The organism is Bartonella sp. AP88XZML, from assembly GCF_042195565.1.
Lineage (GTDB): Bacteria > Pseudomonadota > Alphaproteobacteria > Rhizobiales > Rhizobiaceae > Bartonella.
Genome location: NZ_JBHIOQ010000018.1, coordinates 48,886 through 71,393, shown reverse-complemented (window position 1 = coordinate 71,393; position 22,508 = coordinate 48,886). Strand labels below are relative to the sequence as shown.

Annotated in this window: 11 protein-coding genes and 4 pseudogenes; 2 read left to right on the top strand and 13 right to left on the bottom strand. The window is 38.4% G+C overall.

Annotated features, from left to right (window positions below; genetic code table 11):
* The first annotated feature begins 668 nt into the window (after window positions 1–668).
* Entirely contained in the window at window positions 669–1,004 is a 336-nt protein-coding gene (locus ACFIK2_RS01595) for a zinc ribbon domain-containing protein YjdM (RefSeq protein ID WP_375634748.1), read from the top strand.
* Window positions 1,005–2,450: 1,446 nt separating this feature from the next.
* On the opposite strand, the gene ACFIK2_RS01590 is transcribed toward ACFIK2_RS01595, so the two are convergent.
* The 4 genes from ACFIK2_RS01590 to murJ all read right to left on the bottom strand — a co-directional run bounded on the left by ACFIK2_RS01590 (window position 2,451) and on the right by murJ (window position 6,345).
* Window positions 2,451–3,029 (bottom strand): NifU family protein, encoded by a 579-nt coding sequence (locus ACFIK2_RS01590; RefSeq protein ID WP_375612176.1) that lies wholly within the window; start codon window positions 3,027–3,029, stop codon window positions 2,451–2,453.
* A 59-nt stretch (window positions 3,030–3,088) separates the two neighbouring features.
* Window positions 3,089–3,580 (bottom strand): universal stress protein, encoded by a 492-nt coding sequence (locus tag ACFIK2_RS01585; RefSeq protein ID WP_375618294.1) that lies wholly within the window; start codon window positions 3,578–3,580, stop codon window positions 3,089–3,091.
* A 62-nt stretch (window positions 3,581–3,642) separates the two neighbouring features.
* The gene (trpS, locus tag ACFIK2_RS01580; protein ID WP_375618293.1) at window positions 3,643–4,713 is read right to left on the bottom strand and encodes a tryptophan--tRNA ligase; all 1,071 of its coding nucleotides are present in this window, start codon (window positions 4,711–4,713) and stop codon (window positions 3,643–3,645) included.
* Window positions 4,714–4,773: 60 nt separating this feature from the next.
* Window positions 4,774–6,345: a murein biosynthesis integral membrane protein MurJ gene (murJ, locus tag ACFIK2_RS01575; protein WP_375634385.1), complete on the bottom strand. Its 1,572-nt coding sequence runs from the start codon at window positions 6,343–6,345 to the stop codon at window positions 4,774–4,776.
* Between the two features lie 323 nt (window positions 6,346–6,668).
* Between murJ and ACFIK2_RS01570 the strand changes: the two are divergent.
* Window positions 6,669–6,913, top strand: a pseudogene (locus ACFIK2_RS01570) (integrase); the annotation flags it as partial.
* 221 nt (window positions 6,914–7,134) lie between these two features.
* Here the strand turns inward: ACFIK2_RS01570 and ACFIK2_RS01565 are convergent.
* The 9 genes and pseudogenes from ACFIK2_RS01565 to ACFIK2_RS01525 form a co-directional block, all read right to left on the bottom strand.
* Window positions 7,135–10,370: pseudogene (locus ACFIK2_RS01565) on the bottom strand (BID domain-containing T4SS effector).
* Window positions 10,371–10,687: 317 nt separating this feature from the next.
* Window positions 10,688–12,652: a BID domain-containing T4SS effector gene (locus ACFIK2_RS01560; protein ID WP_375636863.1), complete on the bottom strand. Its 1,965-nt coding sequence runs from the start codon at window positions 12,650–12,652 to the stop codon at window positions 10,688–10,690.
* A gap of 304 nt (window positions 12,653–12,956) precedes the next feature.
* Window positions 12,957–14,237 (bottom strand): BID domain-containing T4SS effector, encoded by a 1,281-nt coding sequence (locus ACFIK2_RS01555; RefSeq protein ID WP_375676831.1) that lies wholly within the window; start codon window positions 14,235–14,237, stop codon window positions 12,957–12,959.
* 354 nt (window positions 14,238–14,591) lie between these two features.
* On the bottom strand, window positions 14,592–15,431 hold the full coding sequence (locus tag ACFIK2_RS01550) for a BID domain-containing T4SS effector (protein ID WP_375676830.1): 840 nt from the start codon (window positions 15,429–15,431) through the stop codon (window positions 14,592–14,594).
* Window positions 15,432–15,774: 343 nt separating this feature from the next.
* Entirely contained in the window at window positions 15,775–16,944 is a 1,170-nt protein-coding gene (locus ACFIK2_RS01545; protein ID WP_375676829.1) for a BID domain-containing T4SS effector, read from the bottom strand.
* Between the two features lie 309 nt (window positions 16,945–17,253).
* Window positions 17,254–18,852 carry a BID domain-containing T4SS effector gene (locus ACFIK2_RS01540; protein WP_375676828.1) on the bottom strand — a complete coding sequence of 533 codons (1,599 nt, stop codon included), beginning with the start codon at window positions 18,850–18,852 and terminating at the stop codon, window positions 17,254–17,256.
* Between the two features lie 857 nt (window positions 18,853–19,709).
* Window positions 19,710–19,829 (bottom strand): annotated as a pseudogene (locus ACFIK2_RS01535) (integrase); the annotation flags it as partial.
* Between the two features lie 575 nt (window positions 19,830–20,404).
* Window positions 20,405–20,596 (bottom strand): annotated as a pseudogene (locus ACFIK2_RS01530) (type IV secretory system conjugative DNA transfer family protein); the annotation flags it as partial.
* Between the two features lie 248 nt (window positions 20,597–20,844).
* On the bottom strand, window positions 20,845–22,473 hold the full coding sequence (locus tag ACFIK2_RS01525) for a BID domain-containing T4SS effector (RefSeq protein ID WP_375676827.1): 1,629 nt from the start codon (window positions 22,471–22,473) through the stop codon (window positions 20,845–20,847).
* Window positions 22,474–22,508: the final 35 nt, after the last annotated feature.

The window sequence follows — 22,508 nt, the reverse complement described above, 5'->3', positions numbered from 1 at the left end:
ATTTTTACGCTTATGAGAGAGTAAGACGGCACCATTATTCACTTTGCCCGCTTTCAATGTTGGCTCTTATATTTGAGAGTATTTAGTATTTTGGATAATCGTTTTACACGGCTTTTCCTACTTGTAACATGCAAAAGGTTTTGGTTGTTTCAATGTAAAAGGGGTTGAGAGAATCTCAGCTTATTTATCGGCTCTCATTCAATATACAAAACCATTGACTATGATCATAAATCAGTCTGTTCTCTAACATTATGACTGTTATCTTTACTTAAATAAAAGGTTAAGTTGGGGACATCATTTTCTTGTTTCTCAATGCTGCAATAGTTTTTAGCTCTTTGAGAACGTTTTATTCAGAGATGTTCCTTTTCTAATTGTTTTTTTATCCATTCGTTAATTGCATTGGTGATGTATAAGAAAATGATTTTGATTAATTTATTAGAGAGAATGAAATGCGTAAATTTTATGATATGCGGGGACTCATTTGAGTTGTATAATGATCAATCATTTTTATAAACCCATGTATGGTATGTGATGAGGGCATTCATAAACACTGTTGACAGATGAGGATTGAAACAAAGGGAAACATTTTTCTAAAATAATGGACAATAAGCACTTCTTGCTTTATGACCAGTCATAATGAATGATTTTTCTTTTAATAAGGGGAATTTATGACCCAATATCCCAAATGTCCTCGTTGTGATTGTCTTTATACTTATGAAGATGGTGAAAATTTTGTGTGTCCTGAATGCGCACATGAATGGCCACAAAAAAACGATGATACGGTTCTTGTCAATACTGTTTATGATGCCAATAGTCAGATTTTAACAAACGGAGATACCGTTATGGTGATAAAAGATCTGAAAGTAAAAGGCGCTTCATCTGTTTTAAAAGCGGGGACGAAGGTAAAGAATATTCGCTTGGTGGATGGGGATCATAATATCGATTGCAAAATTCCAGGGATTGGTCAGATGAGTTTAAAGTCGGAGTTTGTGAAAAAAGTTTAGGCATTTATTTTCTTGCAATTGTTTTTGCATTTCATTGGTTTCCTATTTTTACATTCTTCTCTAATTGGGCATATTTTTCTCCAATGGGCTTCTTTTCTTGTTTCATAGATTACACCAATCAGATAGAAGCAATATGTTTTCCTTTATTGCAAAGCCATGTATCGCAGAGAAATAGCGACTCTTTCTTTTCTTTTAATATGCGGTTATGAGGGGACTGGATATTGACTCACAAGCAACAATAAAAGTATGCGCTTTATGAGAAGAACAACGCCGTAAAGTAGACAAACTTATTCCTGCTGAATTGAAAAAATATTCTTTCTTTTTATCAGATAATTTCTCAAACAACCATAATAGATCTGGCTTCGATGTATTTATTTTTTATGGGTAGTTACACCTTTTTCGTCATATTTATGGAAATGAGATTGAAAATGATAGGGGGGGAATTCTTGATTTTAAGAATGGAAAAAGGACGCTATGATCTTGACAAGGTCGTACAGTCATTCATTTTCCAGCTCTTAGTTCTGCAACAGTCTCTTATAAAAGTGTGCATAAGCGCTATTAAAAATAGTTTTTGTTATTATCCAGTTTGTGCTGTGTAAGCGGACGATTTTTATTGGTGCAACATAAACAGAATTGAAATAAGAAGAATGTCAGAATTCTCATTCAAGTTGCAAAATGTGATCTTTGTCAACTTGCTGCTACAACATATTGATTTATAATAATAAATTAGCATTATTCATATTGAATTAGAACCCCGAATAACGTGGGATTCTCTCATTTCAAATCTGTTCCATGTTAAATCAATTAAAATCACTTGCTTGCATACCACAAGCGGGGCTGGCGTGTGGGTAAAAACTGTACAAGAAAGGATTAAAAATGACTCTTATGAATCGTCTTAAGTGCCAAGGGCTATTGAATCGTCTTAAGTGCCAAGGGCTATCGCAACATTGGGGGCTGGCAGATATGATGATGGTGCCGGCTTGCTACAAGAAGTATTTTGCGTGATTTGTCGTTTGGAGAGCTGAGAAAGATGAAGCAAATGGGCACTCTATCTTGCAATGTTTTCTTTTTTTGGGGGCTTTTTTGTAACGAGGTCGTGTTTTCTTGATTAAAATTGCATGACAAGATTATGAGATAAAATAAATTTAAAATGTACGCTCATGCGTTGTACTTCTGTGTACGTAAATTGGTTTGTTGAAACAACGTATGTTTCCTAAAGGGAGCTTTGAAAGCTTTTTAAGGTATATGTGGAGGTGAAAGGTGGGTGAAGGTATCATTATTGGACAGATTTTTTTTAACAGTACTCTATTTTTATGGCTGCATAGCTTACTTCTAAAATTTCAGGAATAAAATGACGTAAGATCTTTACATTCCATGTTTGAGCGCTGTTGAAGAGGGGCAATCGGTGTGGTTATTTTACCTATTGAGGTCAATATTTATTGTGATTTATTGTGGCATGGCTTCAACGCCTAAAACTTCAGGGATAAAATGACGTAAAAGATTTTCAATACCATGTTTGAGAGTTGCTGTTGAAGAGGGACATCCAGCGCAGGAGCCGCGCATATTGAGATAAACAATACCATTTTCAAATCCGCGAAAAGTAATATCTCCACCATCATTGGCAACTGCGGGGCGGATACGCGTTTCAAGGAGCTCTTTAATGGTTAAGACAATATCAGCATCTTTTTCGTCATAAAATTCTTCGTTAAGGGCATGGGTTTGTGCTTGTGTTGTAGCGTTGGTGGTGATCACTGGCTCATTGGATAGAAAATGTTCCATAATTGTGCCTAAAATGACGGGCTTGAGATGTTGCCATTCTCCTTCTTTTTTGCTTACGGTGATAAAATCATAGCCTAAAAAAACACCATTGATATTGGGAATATTAAACAGTTTAGCCGCCAAAGGTGAGTTTTTAGCTGCTTCTTCACGGTCACGAAATTCTAATACGCCCTCAGAAAGAACCACGCGTCCTGGCAAGAATTTAAGAGTTGCAGGGTTTGGGGTGGTTTCAGTTTGAATAAACATAGATTCTCCTTTTATAATGAAGGCTTGGGAAGATCTTACGTTGTAGAATATTATATTTTTTAGGCAATAGATCTAATATCTTCATCGGCAAGATTGCTAGGAATAACAATGACAGGGATTGAAAAAGCTGTTCCTTTATTCCCGATTAATTGAACAAGGGGTCCTGGTCCTTCTGTATGTCCACTGGCTGCTAAAACAATTAGTGCAATCCTTTTATCTTCGTCGACCAGTTTGGAAATCTCATCAATTTTTTTTCCTTCACGCACTACTATTTCTGTTTCAAGCGCATGGGTGGTGCGGACTTCACTGGCAATGTCTCCTAATATTTTATGAGCACTTTGCTTTGATTCTGTACGCATAACGTTGTTTACACCCAGAAAATGTTGAAATTCTACACTATCAACGACACAAAGTAATACCAATGTTCTACTGGTATTTTGGGCATGCTGTGCGGCAAACGCAACGGCACGCCGACACTCTGGTGTTTCATCGATAATAACTAAGTTTTTTTTCTTTGGTTCTTTTTTCGGATTTTGGGGTTTGGAAATCATGCACTTTCTCTATTTTGTACAAACGATTTTTTTGCTCTCTACAGTTTTTAGTTTTATTATTTTTATGTATTGTGCAAAAATCCAATAATTTCACGAATTTTTTTCATATTTTCTTCTGCGAGCATACTAGCACGTTTAGCGCCATCATGCAAAACAGAGTCGATATAACCGCTTTCTTGATGAAGGCGACGTAATTCTTCTGTTATAGGGGCAAGCTTATGGACAACAAGGTCGGCTAGAGCTGTTTTAAAATGGGAAAATTGTTGACCAGAAAATTCTAAAAGAATCTTTTCTTTGCTAACTTTGGCAAAGGCGGCATAAATACCAAGCAGGTTATCTACTTCTGGTCGTTCTTTTAAAGCGGCAAGGGTATCGGGAAGTGGAGCTGAATCCGTTTTGGCTTTGCGTATTTTTTTTGCGATAAGATCAGCGTCATCGGTCAAATTAATGCGTGAAAAATCTGAAGGATCTGATTTTGACATTTTTTTTGTCCCATCGCGCAAAGACATAACGCGTGTGGCTGTTGTTCCAATAAGCGCCTCTGGGAGGGGAAAAAAGCCTTGTCTTTTTTCTTCATCTGTTTGCATAGAGATACCAAAATTTAATTCGGCAATACGCTGTGCATAGTCGTTGTTAAATTTTTGTGCAATATCGCGTGTGAGTTCAACATGCTGTTTTTGATCTTCGCCTACTGGAACATGCGTTGCTCGATAGACTAAAATATCAGCAGCCATCAAAGTGGGATAGGCAAAAAGCCCGATGGATGCTTTTTCGCGATCTTTTCCCGCTTTATCTTTAAATTGTGTCATGCGTTGAAGCCAGCCGATACGGGCAACACAATTAAAAATCCAGGCGAGTTCAGCATGTTGAAAAACACGTGATTGGTTAAAAATAATGTGTTTTTGAGGATCGATACCGGCGGCTAAAAAAGCTGCTGTCACTGTTCTGGTGGATTCGCGTAAAGTAAGGGGATCTGGGTTGACTGTGAGCGCATGCATATCCACAACACAATAGAGGCAGTGATGAGAGTTTTGCAGTTCAACCCAACGCTGAATGGCTCCAAGATAATTGCCAAGATGTAAATGACCACTCGGTTGTACGCCGGAAAAGACAAGTGGTGTGAAGGTATCCATAGGAGTGCTCTTTCTTCAATTAAGGTTATTCATTTTATTGTTTTTGACAAAGTATAGATATTATGAGCGTTTTTTCAAATTTTTAAGCGTGTGAAAAAAGGAACGGGTGTTGAATAAAAAATAGGCACTAAAATAGATCAAAAATATGCCAATCATGATCCCAGCTAAGGTGATCGCGCGCAAGAAAAATGATGCTTGTGAGGATAAAGGAAAAGACAAAAAAACAAACACATTCAATCCGTAATAGAGGGCTAGTGCACTCAAAAGAGTTGCCATCATGAGACATAATATTCGCTTTATCAGTTGGAAGTCGTATTTCCAATAACCGCGTTTGATAAGGACACTCCACAGCAAAAGGGTGTTGGCCCATCCAGAGGTAATTTCAGCAATAACAATGCCTCGTGCAGATAGAATAGGAAATAATGTTAAGGCGAGACTGATATTGATGAAAACGCAAATACCTGTAAAAATCATCGGTGTTTTGGTATCTTCATGGGCAAAAAAATTAGGAATAAAGACCTTAATAAGAACAAAAGCTGGAAGTCCTAGTCCATAAAGCTCCAATAATTGTGCAACATGGTGTGTTGATTGACTGGTAAATTGTCCTCGTTCAAAGAGCAAACTGACAATGGGAGTGGAGAGCAGTAAAAAAGCGATGGATGCTGGAAGTGTTAACAACAATGTTAATTCAATAGAGCGATTTTGTAAATGGTGGGTTTCTTTATGCTTTTTGCTCCGCAAAGCACGTGTTAACTCTGGTAAAAGAACGGTTGCAACGGCAATGGCGATTACGCCTAAAGGCAATTGATAAAGACGATCAGCATACATCAAAGAAGAGACAGCACCCGATTGACTAGAAGCAATGTTGGTATTAATAAGCAAATTAATTTGCGTGATGCCACCTGTGATGGCTGCTGGGAATGCTAAAGTTAATAGCTTACGAACATTAGGACTTAAATGGGGCTGGCGGAAGGAAATTTTCATTCCACTTTGACGCAAAGCAAGGGCAATTAAGGTGAGCTGAAGAAGCCCTGCTGCCAATACACCCCAAGAGAGATTTAAGCCAATATGCCAAGCGTCAAGTTTATAGATCCAAGCATAGGCAAGCACACCAATCAAAATAATGTTTAAAAAGAGTGGGGCAATGGCGGCAATAAAATAGCGTCGCAGCGCATTAAGCATGCCCCCCATCATGGCAGCAAGCGACATGCAGGTTAAATAGGGAAACATGATTGCAGTAAAGTGAATTGTAGCGTTAAATTTTGTTGCATCTTCGGTAAAACCTGGGGCAATAATGGTTTGTACCAAAAAAGGCATACTCAGTTCCATCGCAATCGTTAACAGTAAGAGCAGCGAAAAGAGAACGCCAAAGACTTCTTCTGCAAATTTGCATGCCGTTTCGTGACCTTCTTCAGTGATTTTTTTTGCAAAAAGAGGAATGAAAGCAGCGTTAAAGGCACCTTCAGCAAAAAAACGACGAAATGTGTTGGGAAAACGAAAAGCAGCGTTAAAGGCATCAGAAACAGGACCTGTCCCTAGGGCTGCGGCCATAAGCATTTCGCGTACGAAGCCAAAAATACGGCTCATGAGGGTTCCAGAAGCAACTGTTGCAATTTTTTTAATCAATGTCATAAAGATATATCAGCTTTGTTGTAAAAGAGAAGCGATGACAGGAGAAATAAAGCGTTTTAAATCGTAAAAATCTGATCTCTATCCTAATCAAGGATACTTTTTGAAAGCGTTTTACGACGGTGTTTATCTTTCTGTCAACAATGGTGCTTGAAGACTTTTTTATGCTCCTTGTTTACTGTTGCATTAAAATTTTTATTGTTGCCATAAAATAATTAAAATTTCTTTTTCAAACTGAAATATGCGAGTGATATTATAACAGTTTGAAGGGATATGTAGGGATATATAATGATAATTTCTCTTTATGGTGTGATGTCGTGAATAGTGCAACCCAATACCGTTCTGTTTTATGTGAGGGGTGTGACCCTATTAAAGAACGCAAATAAAATAAAAGCGTGGAGCAATACGCAATTTCCATTATTTATTCATTATTAAAAAAAACAGCGCTTTAGATGTTTTAAAAAGTCGTAAGGCTGAGCTAAAAGGTGATGGTAAAGCTGGTGATTTATTTTTATCTTTACGGCTTTATATTCTCCCCAAATTTGGCTGCCTTTTCGTTTTAGAGATTACATAAACAAGAGGATAGGAAGACATGATCTTTCAACAGCATTTTTCCTGTTCAGGTTTCTTTTCACAGTTGATGAGGATAAAATCTGAGGAAATAAGATCAATTTGTTCTCTCATGGTTTCCATTCTCGTTGAGGTGCAATTGATTTGCCGATGAAGGCAGAGGGGGGGTAAAGGCTATCATTTTTACCAGAGGGGGCAAAAAAGTTAAAGTTTATAAACCTTTTAGATATTCATTGCCATTTCTTTTGTGTGCTCCGTTTTGTGAGGTTGAATATTTTCTTGTCTTTTGGGACTCTGATTGACGATTTCTGTCATTTTTTGCACTTTAATTGCTTCTTTATCAAGGGTGTTGGAACATTTTTTTTCATTATTTTTCTTATAGATTGATGCTGGATAGATTGATACTGGTTTGGTGCTAAGCGCTCATCGAATTTATGGTTATAAAAATACATGGGTTGTATATGCGGTTCTATCTCTTTTATCTGCTTGACTATTTCCATAATCTCTTTTGCTTTGATGGTTGATGTGCCAAGACTCTTCGCAAGTCTTTCAGGATTATTTTCTTTTATAACTTCATGCTCATTTGAAGATAAGCGCTCATTGATTTTTTTGATATAAGTCCTTATCTCTCCCCTTAATTCAGGAGAGTTTGATAAAGTTTCTTGCTGTTGTGCTTTTGACAAGGAAAGGAGATTTTTCATCCAAGCCTTAGGCATTTCTACCGACTGTTCACACCGCCTTTGTTTTACATGATGGGTATGGAGAATGTCTCTTTCTGTTTGTTTAGAAATATTGATATAACGATCAATGGCTCTACAGAGGGGAAAAATATTTTCTTCAGCATGGGCGCGCGCGTTGTTTTTGATGCCAAATACATTGCTACCAGAAAGCTTAGAAATCGATTGGGGAGAGGTGGTAATTTGATAGGTGAGTTGTTCTCCTTCAGTATGATTTTCATGGATCATCTCAATTCTTTCCCGCAAAATATGACGATTGCCATAAATGATTTGGCACAAAGTTTCTATTTCTTTTCTTCTTGCTTGAATGGATGCGTTGTTTTTTATCCTTGTGGCAATTTCATTGTTGGTAAGGGGGGCTATTGTTTGTGCGGGGATAAGCACTTCTTGCTGGTTTTGAATTTTTGGTGCTTTAAAGGAGAGGGCGTCACCGATTTTTAATGTCTGTATTTGCTCTGGGGTGAGATCTTTTTTATTTCCCAAGATGAAAATTCCGTTAGCATCAAGCATAAAGCCATTGGGTCCACTGCCTCTGTAAAAGCCTTTATAGGTATGACCTTCTTTTGCTGTTATAATAAGATAATGATGAATACTCTCAAGCCCGATATGTTTCATGCTGTCCATGAATTCTTTTAAAATAAGTGTTTTTTCTGGATTTGAAATATCTTCAAGCAGATGTTTCATTTCTTCTTTATCGTTATGTTTTAGCGATGCAATGCTGGCAAGATTCATACGTTTTTCTGTTACAAGAGAAAAGTCGAGTGTGTGGCCAGCAACTTGCCCAAGTTTTTCAAAAAACATTCGTTGCGTGCGTCCATTGCCTTCTCTGAAAGGATGTGTATAGTTGAGCTGTATCAACATTTCAGTGACATGTTCAACAAATGTTTCGCGGGTTAAGCCTTTTAAACTATTCGTTTCTGCAAGTATTTTATCTAAATTTTCTAGACCCTCCTGTATCTGTTTTGCTGAGGCAAAAGAAATACCAGCTTTTTTCATCATTGGCATATAAGCAACGGTACCATCTTCAAATGTAAATGGTTTTTCGCGTGTTTGTCCGGCCCATTCAAAAGTATTTTTAAATAGGGTGTGATGAATATATTGGAGATATGTGGAGGTTAGTTTTTGTGGTGGCGCTTCTTGGCGCAGATGAATGATTGCTTTTGTTGTATCATGGGCACATTGCACTTTTAATTTTCCATAGTCTTTTATTCCATATTTATTCTTTAAGGTGATACTATTGGGATAAAAGAAATTACGATGTATTGTCTTATTTTCTTCGGTTTCAGGCAGTGATGATAATTTCTCCTGTAAGGTGAGAGGGACGGTGTCCGTTTTTCTTGTACCAGTATCCCAGTATGCCATTGATTTTTTTTGGGGTTGTTTTGTTCTTTCTTGATGATCAGAGCGTGTTTCCTTTGTCATTTTGACAGATATTGGATTATTTGTCGCTGTATTACTGCTCTGTAAAATGTTTTTTTGAAAATCTTTTTGCATTTGCCTCATAGCGGAAGCCGATTGAGCAATTGGTTGTGCCATTTGTTCTTTTTCTTGTTCTTGCAAACTTTGGGGCATAACTTCAACGCTGTCATGTAAAGCATGAGGGACAATCCACGGTGAAAAATGGGCTTGTTCTTTTTTCTTTGTTTGAATGGATGCGTTGTCTTTGCTCTTTTCAGTTATTTCATCGTTTTTAAGAGTGGCTCTTTTTTCTTCTGGAAGCAATGTTTTTTGCTGGTTTTTTTCTGGGTTTTGAACTTTTTGTGCTGTAAAGGAGAGGGCATCACCGATTTTTAATGTCTGTATTTGCTCTGGGGTGAGATCTTTTTTATTTCCCAAGATGAAAATCCCGTTGGCATCAAGCATGAAGCCATTGGGTCCACTGCCTCTATAGGTACCATGATAGGTTTCTCCTTCTTTTGCAACGACAGCGAGATGATAATTTTTTTCATCCAATCCAAGCTCTCTCATAGAGTTGGTGAATTCTCGTAAGAGGAGCAATTTTTCTGGATTTGAGATATCTTCAAGCAGATGCTTCATAGGCTCTGGGTTGCCATGTTCCATGGCAGCGGCGCGGACAAAGTCTTTACGTTTTTTGCTCACAAGAGAAAAATCTAGCTCATGTCCTGCTGCTTGAGAGAGTTTTTCAACAAACAGTCTCTTTGTGCGCCTATTGCCCTCTCTGAAAGGATGCAAGTGGTGCAAATCTATCATTATACTAGCTGCTTGTTCAACGAATTCTTCGCGCGTTAAGCCTTGTAAATTATTCTTTTCAGCAAGCGTTTTATCTAACTTTTCTAGTCCCTCCTGTATTTTTCTGCCAATCGCAAAAGGTTTTGTAAATTCTTTTCTTTTCAAAATGGGCATAGAAGCAACAGTGCCATCTTCAAATGTAAAAGGCTCTTCGCGTGTTTGTCCGGCCCATTCAAATGCACGGGAAAAGAGGCCTTGATGAAGGTATTTTAGATAAGAGGCATTAAACTGCTCTGGTAGAGGTTCTTGGTGCAGTTTTATCATTTCTTTTTTTACATCATTAGAACAGCATTCTTTTAATATTTCTTTATCTTTGATGCGGTATTTATTTTTAAGCACTTTGCTATTGGGGTAGAAAAAATTTTGCGCTTCTTCATTGATTTGCTTTGAAATGGCTGCATTAATTACAGAGTGTTGTTCTTGCAATTCTTCCTGTGTAGAGGAGGCACAATGTTCTGTGTTTTCTTTCATGCATATTTCCTTTCAAATGGTAACATTATTTTTTGATTTTTTTTGTTTACATTTTTTGCCTTATGTTATTTTCATAGTGTTTTCTTCAAAGAAGAATGCCTATTTGAATGATTGAAAAAATTGACCTTATTCGCATGGAACAAAGTTAAAGTTTGTAATTTTTATAAAGTATTATCGTGAAATTTTATCAATGAATTCTGTAAAATAATGGGGTGTCTTATTCAAAATTTTCTGTATTTCATACACCGTCTTTGGTGCAATCTTGGCAAGATAATTGCACCAAAGTTTTGGATGAAAAGCCAACGATGATTAGACTGTCACGACAAAGCCATTGCTTTTGATGTTTCGGCTCTGTGCGGTCGAACATGCGGCTGGTCTTCCTGTCTAGAAGTTTCTGCAACTTCTTGATGCCGCTTTGCTGTTGAGCGTTCAGGCAGCTTTGGGGGCTGCGATAAGCTTTGCTGCTGTTGCAACTTTTTATCGAGATCGGTAGGTGGTTGATGACGTTTTTGTTGTTCTTCCTGATGGTTTTGCACAATGCCTTCTCTTAACTGTTTTACAGTTTCAGCATAATCCTTAATGGCGGTACAAAGAGTAGGAAGATTTTCTTCAGCAGCTTTGCGTGCTCCATTTTTTATGCCAAGGACTTGTCTACCAGCAAGCGGAGAAACAGATGTACAATCCTTTTCAATTTGAAATACAAGCTCTTCTCCCATCTCTGGAATTTTTTGCATATCTTCTATTCTATATTGCAAAATAAATGGATCCTTATAAACAATTTGGCACCAATATTGGATCTCTCTTTGACCATATTGAACCGATGGATCTTTTTGAACTCTGCGGGCAATTTCCTCATTTGAGAGAGGCTGTATTTTCTTTTCTGAATTGAGCGGATTTTGTAAATGTTGATTTGTTAGCTCTTCCTCTTGTGCTTGTCGCTGATGTTGTTGTTCCGTGTGAGAACCTTGTAAAATATTTTCACTTTTTGTATATTTTGAAGTATACACATAACCGTTAATGGCAGCACATAGGGTGGGAAGAGCTTCTTCAGCTTGTTTGCGCGCATGATTTTTTATGCCAAGAACTTTTCTACCAGCAAGCTTAGAAATAGACTTAGGCTGTTCTGTAACATCCCATAAGAGTTGTTCTCCCATATCGGGGTTTTCTTTGATTTCTGCTATTTTTTCTTCTAAAATAAGTCGGTCGCCATAAACCTTTTTGCACAAAAATCGTATCTCTTCTTGATATGCTACGAGCAATAGCTCTCTTTCCATTGTATTAATAGATGGTTTTTGTTCGTGAGACGGTTTTGGTTGTTCAATTGCTGTGTGTGGAGAGGCAGGCTTTTGGACGACAGTATCGCTTTGTTTTCTGTTTTCTATACGGTGCGGTTTTCTTGAAGGCGGGACGGCATATGTTCCACTGTCTTGTGATGATGAACTGCTTTGCTGCCTGACTTTCATATGTGATAGTGTTTTGGGTCTAACACTTGGTTCGTGTGTTTCAGGATTTTGGATTTTTGTGCCATTTTGTACTCTTTCTCTCATGCGTGGGGGAAGGGGCGGAGCAGGCGTTGCATAGAGATGTTCTCCCTCTTGAGCTGTTGTTTTGTTTTGTTGCTTATCTTTTGCGCGTGGAGGTCTTTGTGGAGCTGCTTTTGTGTGCGGAGAGGAGTGTTCTTGGATTTTTGAGTTGAGGATTTTTGCGTCGGCTTGTGTTTTTTCTCTCATGCGTGGAGGAGGGGGCGGAGTCACTTTTGTCTGTAGGGGGGGGGACTCTTGAACTGTCGGTTTATGTTGTTGTCTCTCTTTTGCACGTGGAGGTCTTTGTGGAGCTGCTTTTGTGTGCGGAGAGGAGTTTTCTTGGATTTTTGAGTTGTAGATTGTTGTGCCGGTTTGTGTTTTTTCTCTCATGCGTGGAGGAGGGGGTGGAGCCACTTTTGTCTGTAGGAAGGGGGACTCTTGAACTGTTTGTTTATGTTGTTGCCTCTCTTTTGCACGCGGAGGTTTTGGTGGAGCTGCTTTTTTTTGTGGGGGAGGCGTCTCTTGGTTTTTGGCGTTAGGAGACATTGTGTTGGTTTGCACTGAGCTTTTCATACGAGGGGGTGGTGGTGGAGCAACTTTTGGGTGGGGGGATAAATTTTCTGGGCGTTTTTCTACAGTTGCTTTTGGCAAACTTTGAGAAACTTGGGAAGGAGGGGTTCTGGTAGGGGATTGTTCAGCCTGTTGTTGAAATTTTTCCATCATTTCGGTGATAAAAGGGGAGGGATTTCTTTTTTTCATACATGTTCCTTTCAAACTCTTCCAATATTGTTTTTAAATACTATTTAAAAATGTACGTTGGTTTTTATTCTGTTTTATGCTTTTTCATTTGCTTTTATGAGAGAGGATATGAAACTGAATGGTCTCGCACGATTTGACTCTTATGGTTCAGATCATAATCATTCTCTAAAGATTATTTTCTCAGTGTTTGGGTTAAGGGACAGAAAAATAAATTTTGTTTCAATTTTTCTCTCTTTCTTGGCGCAAATACCTCTTTCCTGTGTTGCGCCAAGACGTTAGATTCAACGTGAAAACTTATGTCTGTTTAGCTGGCAAAAGCCATCGCTTTTGGGGCGGCAGTTTTGCGAGGACGAACATCTGTTTCTCTTTGTTGAGTAGAGGTTGTTGCTCCTTCATGCGTTACTGTTGAAAGCTCAACGCGTTGAGCAGACTGTGAGACGCTTTGTTGTTGATGCAAATTTTGCGCTCTGTCAGAAGGTGCTTCATTGTGTTCTTGTTTTGCCTGCTGAGTTTTTGAAAGGCTCTCTCTTACTTGTGTTACAGCTGTTGCATAATTGTCAGCGGCGTCAATGAGGTGAGAAAGACCCGTTTCAGCATGTCTGCGTGCTTTATTTTTAAAGCCACAAAAGTTATGACCAGCGTACTTGTGAAAAGATTGAGGATTTCCGACAAGTTGCTGTGCGAGTGCTTCTATTGTTTCAGGGTTTTGGAAAAGCTCTTCTGTTTGTGATTGCAAAATGTTTTCGTTCCCAAAAACAACTTTACACCAATATTGGATTTGGGCGAGGTGTCTTTTGACTTTTGAATGTTGTTGAATTTGGGTAGAAATTTCTGTCTCTGAAAGAGTTTCTTTTTCACGATGATTTGGTTTTTGCAGAAGTTTAGCGACGGCTTCCTTCCCCATGAAGCGTTCATAGTTTTTGAGTTCTTGCTCTGGAGATTGTACGAGGCTCTCTCTTGCCTGTTTTACAGCTTCTGTATAACAATCAACAGTGACACTGAGAGCGGAATAACTCTCTTCCGCTCGTCTACGTGCTCGATTTTTAAAGCCCAACATGCTGGTGCCGGAAAGTTTAGCAAGACTTTCAGGATATGCTGCCATGCGCCATGAGAGCTCCTCTCCTGCAGCAGGATTTTTTTGAATTTCCTGCATTTTTTCTTGCAAAATATTTGGATTGCCATAGGCTTTTGCGGATAAATGTTGGATTTCCTCTCGATATGTTTTAACCAATGAATGGTGTGGAAGAAATAGAATGATTTCTTCCTCTGAGAGAACTCTTGTTGTCCTTTGGGTAATTTGTGAAGTAACTGTTGAGTGTGTCGTTTCAGGTTTTTGCTGCCTTTTGGTAGAGCCGCCTCTTGTTAACGAGGCTGTTCGATTTGTTGATGCATGTACAGTTTCTTCTCTTAAAAGAGATTGTCTTTCCTCATCTTCTTCCGGTATGGATGATAGTCTTTTGCTTTTTGAAGGTGTTTCTTTAGGAAGGGGGGCTGCGCCTGAGACTTCTGCCGCCGCTTGTTCATAGAGCTTTATAAGTTCTTGTATTGAAGAGGATGGAAAAGGATGAGGGTGTTTTTTTTTCATGCATGTTTCCTTTCAAAAATTGTTTTAGAAAACCTCTTTGGTGCATTCTTGCCTTTTATGCTTGGATCGCTTTGAGACAAAAGAAATATCGAGCTGAATGAGCTTCCAAAGATCTGCGCTATTTGCAATCAGCTTAATGGACATTTGTGTCTTTTATACAGTTTTTTTGTGAAATATTATCAATAAGTTATCAATAGTTATCGTGAATTACAGGCACCATTTTTAGGACTATTTTTTGTAACATTCTAAAACAATTCTTGGCGCAATCGCGATGAAACGATTTGCGCCAAGAAACTCACTGAAAAAAAGATTACATGAAAAACAAAAACTATCTGTTTTTATGTTTATGCCCCCTTACATGGCAAAAGCCATTCCTTTTTCTCCTTGTCTTTGTCTTTGAGGGCTGTGCTCTGAACTATTTTGTTCTTGTCCTCTTGCGTGATGACGATGATGATGATGGTGTCTCTCAACTTGCTGAGAATTTTCTTGACGGCGTCTTTGTTCCGCTAGAGGGGTTTGCGATAGCCTCTCTGTGGCTCTTTCTACAGCCTTTGTATAATCATCAATGGCGTCAACAAGCGATTTAAAACCCTCTTCAGCTTCTTTGCGTGTTTGACTTTTTAGTCCAAGTGCGGTACGGCCCGCAAGCTTATGTATAGACTCAGGATCTTCAGCAAGTTGATCTGAAAGCTCTTTTCCTTTATTGGGATCTGTAAGTATGCTTTGCAAATGTTTTTGGAAAATTGTATCATTGCCATAAACAATTTTACTCCAATGTATGACCTCTTCTGCACGTGCTTGGACCTGTGGATTTTTTAAAAGCATTACACTCTTTTGATCAGTTGTGAGAGAAGGTGAAGATGATCTTCCTTTTTGTTGTGGAGAAACCTCTGTATAGTCAGTTTCAGGATTTTCTGTCCTTTGATGTTTACCTCTTGAAGGAGAAATACTGCTAACGGATGCGTATGTAACCTCAGCTTCGCGTTTTGGGGGAGCAACCTCTGTGTAATCGGTTTCAGGATTTTCTCTTCCCCGATCAGGATGTCTCCCTCTTGAAGGAGAAACACTGCTAACGGATGCGTATAGAACTTCCTCTTCTGGGGTTGGTCCGCGCTGGTTTCCTCTAGTTGGTTTATTAATTTTTGCATAGAGGGCTTCTGGATTTGCAGAAGGATGTGGATGATGTTTTTTCATACATATTTCCTTTCAATATTTTTAGAAAACCTCTTTGGTGCATTCCCCACTTTTAGTTTTGATAACTTTGATATAAAGGAAGATATCCAACCGAATGACCTCCAAAGATTTTGCGCTATTCATATTGATATGTAATGAACATTTATGTCTTTTATACAGTTTTTTTATGAAATATTATCAATAAGTTATAATAAATTACAGAATCCATTTTTAGGACTATTTTTTGTAATATTTTAAAACAATTCTTGGTGCAATCACGATAAAATGATTTGCACCAAGAAACTCACTGAAAAAAAGATTACATGAAAAACAAAAACTATCTGTTTTTATGTTTATGCTCCCCTTACATGGCAAAAGCCATTCCTTTTTCTTCATGTCTTTGTTGTTGTGGGCTGGGCTCTGGACTATTTTGTTCTTGTCCTCTTGCATGACGATGATGATGGTGGTAATGTCTGTCTTCTGTATCTCTTTCTGGACTTTCTTGTCTTTGACCTCTTTCTCTTTCATGCTCCCGTGTAAACTTTTTATGGAGCTTTTGTGTATTATGTATATGTCTCTCAAGAGCTGAGCAAAGAGGACGAAAACCATCTTCAGCTTCTCTGCGGCTTAGAGATTTTACACCAAGTATTTTGTGACCTGCAAGCTTACCAGCGCTTTCAGGATTTTCTGCAAGGCTCCATAAGACTTTTTCTGCATTTTGAGGGTCGTCAAGAATCTTAGCCAGTTGTTGATTCAAAGCATGTTCGTTACCATAAACAACTCTGCACCATTCTTGCGTTTCTCTTACACCATATTGAAAGTCTACGCTTGTTAAAAGCTTTGTTGTAACCACATCTTTTGGGGTTCTGGGAGGGGAGATTCTGCCTCCGCCAACGCCTTGATAGATGGGATTTTCTAGTTGTTCAGATTCTTGCCCGCCTTCAGCTCCCATGCCAACCGTTGCATAGACGGATTCGAGTGGTCTTTGGGGAGAGTGCCTACCATTTTCACCAACTTCAAGCTCTGCATAGAGATGTTCTGGTTCTTGGGGATGTCGTCCACCCTGTGCACCTTCACCAACTGTGTCGTAGGGTGTTTGCCAACCTTGTGCTGCCAAATCCGTTATTGAATAGGGGTTTACGAGTTTGGCGGTGCGTCGCCCATCACTTGGTCTTTCACCAAGTCTATCATAGGGATTTCCTAGTGGCTTTTGGGGAGCATAGGCCGTTTCTGATGGTTGTTGAAGTGTATATTGAGGTGAGGTGCGCTGTTCTTTGGGTGGCTTATTAACCCTTGCGTAGAGGTCTCCTACATTAGAAGCTCCTAGGTTTTGTTGGTCAAGTGGCTTTTTGGGAGCATAAACCGTTTCTGGTGGTTGTTGAAGTGTATATTGAGGTGAGGTGCGCTGTTCTTTAGGTGGTTTATTAACCTTTGCGTAGAGGTCTTCTACATTAGAAGCTTCTAGGTTTTGTTGGTCAATTTGTTGTCTTAGTTCCTCTACATTGGTAGAAGGGCTTGGGTGACTTTTTTTCATGGCTGTTTCCTTTCAATATTTTTAGAAAACCTCTTTGGCGCATTTCCCACTTTTTGATATTTTTTAAGACAAAAGAAGAATATCAAACTGAATGGTCTCCAAAGACTTCGCGCTATCCATATTGATATGTAATGGACATTTATGTCTTTTATACAGTTTTTTTATGAAATATTATCAATAAGTTATAGTAGATTACAGGATTCATTTTTAGGACTATCTTTTGTAACATTTTAAAACAATTGGTGGGCGTAATGGAGATAAAATGATTGGTATAAAGAGTTCTGTTGGAAGGCAAAAGTTCACGCGTTTTTAGCCGGTAAGAGCCAGCGATGAGGAACGACTAACTTTCAAGCTGCGAGCTTGGCATTGTGCTTCTTGGGTGTTCTTTACAGTATTCGCAATTTCTTTTGCTTTGCTTTCCGATGTCCCAAGGAGGCAAGCTAGTCTGGTATAATCTTTTTCTTGTATGGCTTTACGATCTTCTGAGGATAGACGATTGTGTAGTTGTCGTGAAAAGGTATGGAGTTCTTGTCGCAGTGAACGAGAATGGAATAAAGCTTCCCTTTGTTGTTCTTCTGGTAAGGCAAAAAGGTTTTGTAAATTTTTTCCAGGTTTTTCGACAGTGTGGTTCAGGCGATTTTGTTCTCTTTGGTGTTGCTCTAGAATTGCATCTTTTGTTTGTTGTGTTATTGCGCCATAATTTTTAAGGGCTTGGCTGAGTTGTGGAACAGCCTGTTCGGCTTGTCTGCGATTTGAACTTTTCATGCCAAGTATTTTACTCCCAGCAAATTTAGAAATTGATTGAGGGTTTTGTAAAGTTTCATCGGCAAACTGATTTCCTAAGTTTGGAGCTGCCGTTATGATATCTAATGTTGTCTTTAAGGCCTGGGTTTTACCATAAACAGTCTTTGATAAATTTTCGATTTCTTTTCGGCTCCCTTCAACATAAGCGTCATTTGAAATCCTTGTGAATAACTCTTCATGGGTAAGAGGGGCTAAAGTTTCTTTTGGGATCAGTGTTTCTTTTAAGCTTTGAACGTTGGTTTTTTGAAAGCAGAAGCGGGCACCGTTTTGTAATGTTTTGACGAGTTCTGGGGTGAGATCATCTTTGTGTCCGACGACGAAAGCCCCTTCTATTTCCATGACAAAACCTTCTGCTGAAAAACCTCTAAAGACGCCTTCATAGGTTACATCTTCCTTTGCTGCAACAACAACACGATCGTTAATTTCATCCAGTCCAGCGTTTCTCATTTGGGAGATGAACTCTTTTAAAACAAGGGATTTTTGCGGATGGGTGATATCTTCAAAAAGATCTTTCATCGGTTGGGGATTGCCATGTTGCATAGCTTCAATACAAGCTGCTGTCATCCGTTCTTTTGTAATGAAAGAAAAGTCAATGGTATATCCTGCGGCTTGTCCAAGTTTTTCCATAAACATTCGATTTACGCGCCCATTGCCTTTTCTAAAAGGATGTGCGTGCTCGAGCGCCATAAAAACTTCAGCGGCACTTTCAGCAAATTCTTGGCGCAATAAACCTTTTAAATTGTTCTTTTCATTAAGTGTTTTTTCGAGTTGTTTTAGTTCTTTTTGAATCTGCGGTCCAATAGCAAAAGGAATTTCATAGGCTTTGGGACGCATCGCCGGCATATGGGCAGTGGTGCCATCTTCAAATGTAAAGGATGTATCACGGGTTTTTCCAGCCCATTCAAAAGTTTTGTAGAAGAGGCTCCAGTGGATTAGTTTTAGATAGGAAGCATCAAATTTTTGTGGGGGTGGTTCATGGCGAAAATTTACGGCTGCTTTAGTGACGTCATGGGTACTGCGTTGATACAGTTTTTTAGGGTCTTTGATGCCATATTTATTTTTGAGTGTTTTGGTTCCTTTATATAGATAATTTTGCTCTAACATGTAATCTCTCCTAAGTAGGTAGGGTGGTGGTTGATGAGCGTCTTAAACGCTGCATGTGAAAAATTCCCCTTCGCGTATTCTTTTGAGATTTTGGGTGTTATGAGAGGGAGTGCTTTTCCCTTCAGTGTATGGATGTTGTATCAATCGTTTTGTGATGCTTTTGAAAAGCTTTTCTGATGTTTCCTTTGTTTATTATCTTGTACTGTAAAATGCTGGTATTTAGGGCGCTGATATGAAGCCCATGAGTGGTCAGAAAATGGATTTTCTATAAATTGACTCTGGGTAAAATCTTCGTTTTTTGAGGTGTAAGGAAGAGGTCAAAAAGAAAAATGTTGCTTAAAATTGTTGTTTTTTCCTTTAACAAAGTTGTTTGCAAGAGCGCTTTGATGAGGGGCGTGGATATAGCGGGTGTAATCGCTCTTGGTTAGTGGATGGTGCTGGTACTTTTCATACACAGCTCTCAGATTGGTGAATCTATGGGCAAAAGCAGTCATCAAAAATTTTTCTCCATTATATTTTTTTATTGCTCCATATGAATATCTTGCCATACGAACATCTTTTTTGTGTATTTTTGCAACAAAATGTTTTTTACTTTGTGTTGTTGCTCTTATTGTATGCGCTGCTTTAAGATTTAAGACCCATAAGAGAATAAAAACTTTTCTTTGGTTGGGGAGAAAAGCCTTTTTCAGCGCTTTATCATTAAAATAGAACACTTTATGATATCGTAAAGGGGGAAAAGCTTGTATAAGAATGATTTATTCATTTTGGTGTATATCTTGGATGTTTTTTGGGGGGGAGGGAGAAAATCGATGTTTGTCGTGTGGGTGTTTTGAGAGCTTCTTGTCTCAAAGGCAAATCTTTTGTTGATTATGTTCTTTAATGGAGGAATGCCCTTGACGTAAAACAGAATACCATTGGGGTGCTAATTCACGGGCTTGTTTTAAAGAGACATCTTTTAACACACCCATTTGGCGACGGTGCTCATAAATGGTACAACGTTAAAGCCTCCCATGAAGTGTATAAAATCTATTGAGCTTTCCCATTTTTACGCTTCATAAAGAAGCCAGTATCCTCAGATACTTTGAGTGCCTAATGTTTCGGACAAGACCTTGGGACTTAGAGACGGTTCATAAAAAGGTATGCCTTTCTTGTACAGTTTTACTCTACATGAGGCTCTCGCTTGTGACATGCAGGCGACAGAGTTTTGATTGATGCAACACGACATGGAACAGATTTAAGATGAGAGAATCTTACGCTATTTAGTCTCTTATTTAACAAAAAAATATAAATTATCATTTATAAATCAATTTATTATATAAATTATAGATGAAAAACTTTGTAGAAATGGGTTCCTTTTCCAAGTGGAGATATTAGTGTCGCTATTGGTTGGGTGTATGGGCGTTTTTATAAAGACTTTTTAAAGACCATGGGCGCTGATAAAGCTGATAAAACGATGCACAAAATATAAAACAGAAAATATAAAAAGAAAAATCATGGATTTTTTGAACCTGTTTTTCTTGTATGCGGGCGGTTATTTTTTGTCAATATCGTATCATGGAGGGTAGTTTTTCTTTTGTGGGGTAAAGTGGTTTTTTGTAGCTGCGGCTAACATTTCTTTCCTTCTGAAATAGATGGCGCAACCACATTGCGAAGGGGAGCCTTGCATCAGAATAATTTGTTCATCTTGACGCATTTCTCGAATAACTTCGTGGGGTAAAATGAGTGCTCTTTTTAAAATATTCATATAACCACGAAAATCGACTCCATCTAAGACAAATAAAATAGGCTTTTGTAGCTTTCGTCAGTAGTAATCATGACGTTTAAAAGGAATTAACAATTATCCTGTCCAATTGCTTTGGATATGGTGTATATGCTATGTGCAAAATTGGTGGTAGGGCGCTTAAGTAGTCTGTTTTTTGCATGTATGATAAGAATATTAAAATATCTCTTCCACATAGGTGTTTAAATCAAAAAAACAAAGTTTCATATTTTTTAGTTGGCCATAGCAAGTGTATTTGAACGATTTTGTGTGCGTGTGTAGAATTGGCTATGAGCGTTCCTTGCTTTTTGAACAATGTCGGTAATTTCTCGTGCTTTCTGTTCTGATATACCAATACTTTGTGCAAGTGTTTCATAATCTTTGTTTGTGATCGCACTACATTCGTTTGATGAGAGACGATGTTCTAAACTGTTTATAAAAGTACGGAGCTCTTGGTGTAATTGAGGAGATTGAGACAAGATTTCTCTTTGTTTTTCCGGTGATAAAGCAAAAATATTTTTCAAGTTTTGACTGGGATTCTCTACCGCTTTTCCAAGGCGTTCTTGTTTAATTTTATGGTCTCGAGTGACTATATTATAGGTAGCTTCTACAGTATACACATAATTCTCAATTGCAAGAGAGAGCACATCAAGATAATTTCGAGCGTGTACACGTGCCGGATTTTGTAGACCGCATATACTAAAACCTGCAAGAGGAGAAACAGAGTGCGGTGCCTGTTTAATCTGATTAGCAAACTGTCTGCCTAATTCTGGATTTTTAATAATCTCTTCTATCTGTTCGTTTAATACGTTTGCGTCACCATAAACAGTTTTTGTGTAAGCTCGGACTTGCTTTTGAGCTTTGAGAACGTAACTATCTAGCGCAACTGTTTTGGCACATTCACTTTTTGTGAGAGGTGCTAATGTTTCTTTTGGAATAAGCGTGTTTTCAAGCTCTTTGCTGTTGGGGGCGGTAAAGGTAATGATATCACCAGGTTTTAGTGTTTTTAATCGTTCTGGTGTGAGATCATCTTTGCTACCAATGATGTAAGTTCCTTGCACATCGAGTATAAAACCTTCTGAATAACAACCTTTATAAGTTCCTATATAGGTTTCTCCTGCCTTTGTTGCTATAACAAGGCGATCATCCACGTTGCGTCCCGTATTGTTTACGTGGTCCATAAATTCTTTTAAAAGACGTATTTTGGGGGGATTGGAGATATCCTCAAAAAGATCTTTCAACAGTTGTGTATTGCTATATTGCATTGCTTCGCTACAGGCAGCCATCATACGTTTTTGTGTGACAAGCGAAAAGTCAAGCTGATGTCCTGCAGCTTTGGCAAGATTTTCAAAAAAGACTTGTTCTGTGTGCTCATTGCCATCTATGAATGGGTGGATTTTGTGAAGAGAATAAAATAGACTCGTTGCTTCCTTGACAAATTCTTCGCGTGTTAAGCCTTGCAAATTGTCTTTTTCGGCAAGCGTTTGATCTAATTTTTGTAAGAGTTCAGGGATTTCTTCACCGGTTGCAAAATTATTGCCCCATTCCATTCTTTTCATTTCTGGCATGGCGGCAATGCTATCGTCTGTAAATGCGAAGGGGATATGGCGCAGATGTCCAGCCCATACAAAGGTATTTTTAAACAATTGTTGGTGGATATGGCATAGATAAGTTGAATTAAAATATTCTGGCAGGGGTTCTGCACGCAGATTGATCATGGCTTTTTGCCTATCATGTGAGCATTTTTCCAGAAAACGTTTTAAATCTGTTTCTCCATATCTATTTTTGAGAATTTGGGTACCAAGATAGATATAATTATGGGGTGAGGGAATCCCTTTTGTTTTTTCTTTTGCTTTGGGCATTGTTACATTCCTTATAATGTTACATTATCTATGAG

Excerpts from the sequence above, each read along its gene's own strand:
- ACFIK2_RS01585 (WP_375618294.1), bottom strand. The coding sequence starts at position 3,580 with ATGATTTCCAAACCCCAAAATCCGAAAAAAGAACCAAAGAAAAAAAAC.
- trpS (WP_375618293.1), bottom strand. The coding sequence starts at position 4,713 with ATGGATACCTTCACACCACTTGTCTTTTCCGGCGTACAACCGAGTGGT.
- ACFIK2_RS01590 (WP_375612176.1), bottom strand. The coding sequence starts at position 3,029 with ATGTTTATTCAAACTGAAACCACCCCAAACCCTGCAACTCTTAAATTC.
- ACFIK2_RS01560 (WP_375636863.1), bottom strand. The coding sequence starts at position 12,652 with ATGAAAAAAAGAAATCCCTCCCCTTTTATCACCGAAATGATGGAAAAA.
- murJ (WP_375634385.1), bottom strand. The coding sequence starts at position 6,345 with ATGACATTGATTAAAAAAATTGCAACAGTTGCTTCTGGAACCCTCATG.
- ACFIK2_RS01550 (WP_375676830.1), bottom strand. The coding sequence starts at position 15,431 with ATGAAAAAACATCATCCACATCCTTCTGCAAATCCAGAAGCCCTCTAT.
- ACFIK2_RS01525 (WP_375676827.1), bottom strand. The coding sequence starts at position 22,473 with ATGCCCAAAGCAAAAGAAAAAACAAAAGGGATTCCCTCACCCCATAAT.
- ACFIK2_RS01555 (WP_375676831.1), bottom strand. The coding sequence starts at position 14,237 with ATGAAAAAAAAACACCCTCATCCTTTTCCATCCTCTTCAATACAAGAA.
- ACFIK2_RS01540 (WP_375676828.1), bottom strand. The coding sequence starts at position 18,852 with ATGTTAGAGCAAAATTATCTATATAAAGGAACCAAAACACTCAAAAAT.
- ACFIK2_RS01545 (WP_375676829.1), bottom strand. The coding sequence starts at position 16,944 with ATGAAAAAAAGTCACCCAAGCCCTTCTACCAATGTAGAGGAACTAAGA.
- ACFIK2_RS01595 (WP_375634748.1), top strand. The coding sequence starts at position 669 with ATGACCCAATATCCCAAATGTCCTCGTTGTGATTGTCTTTATACTTAT.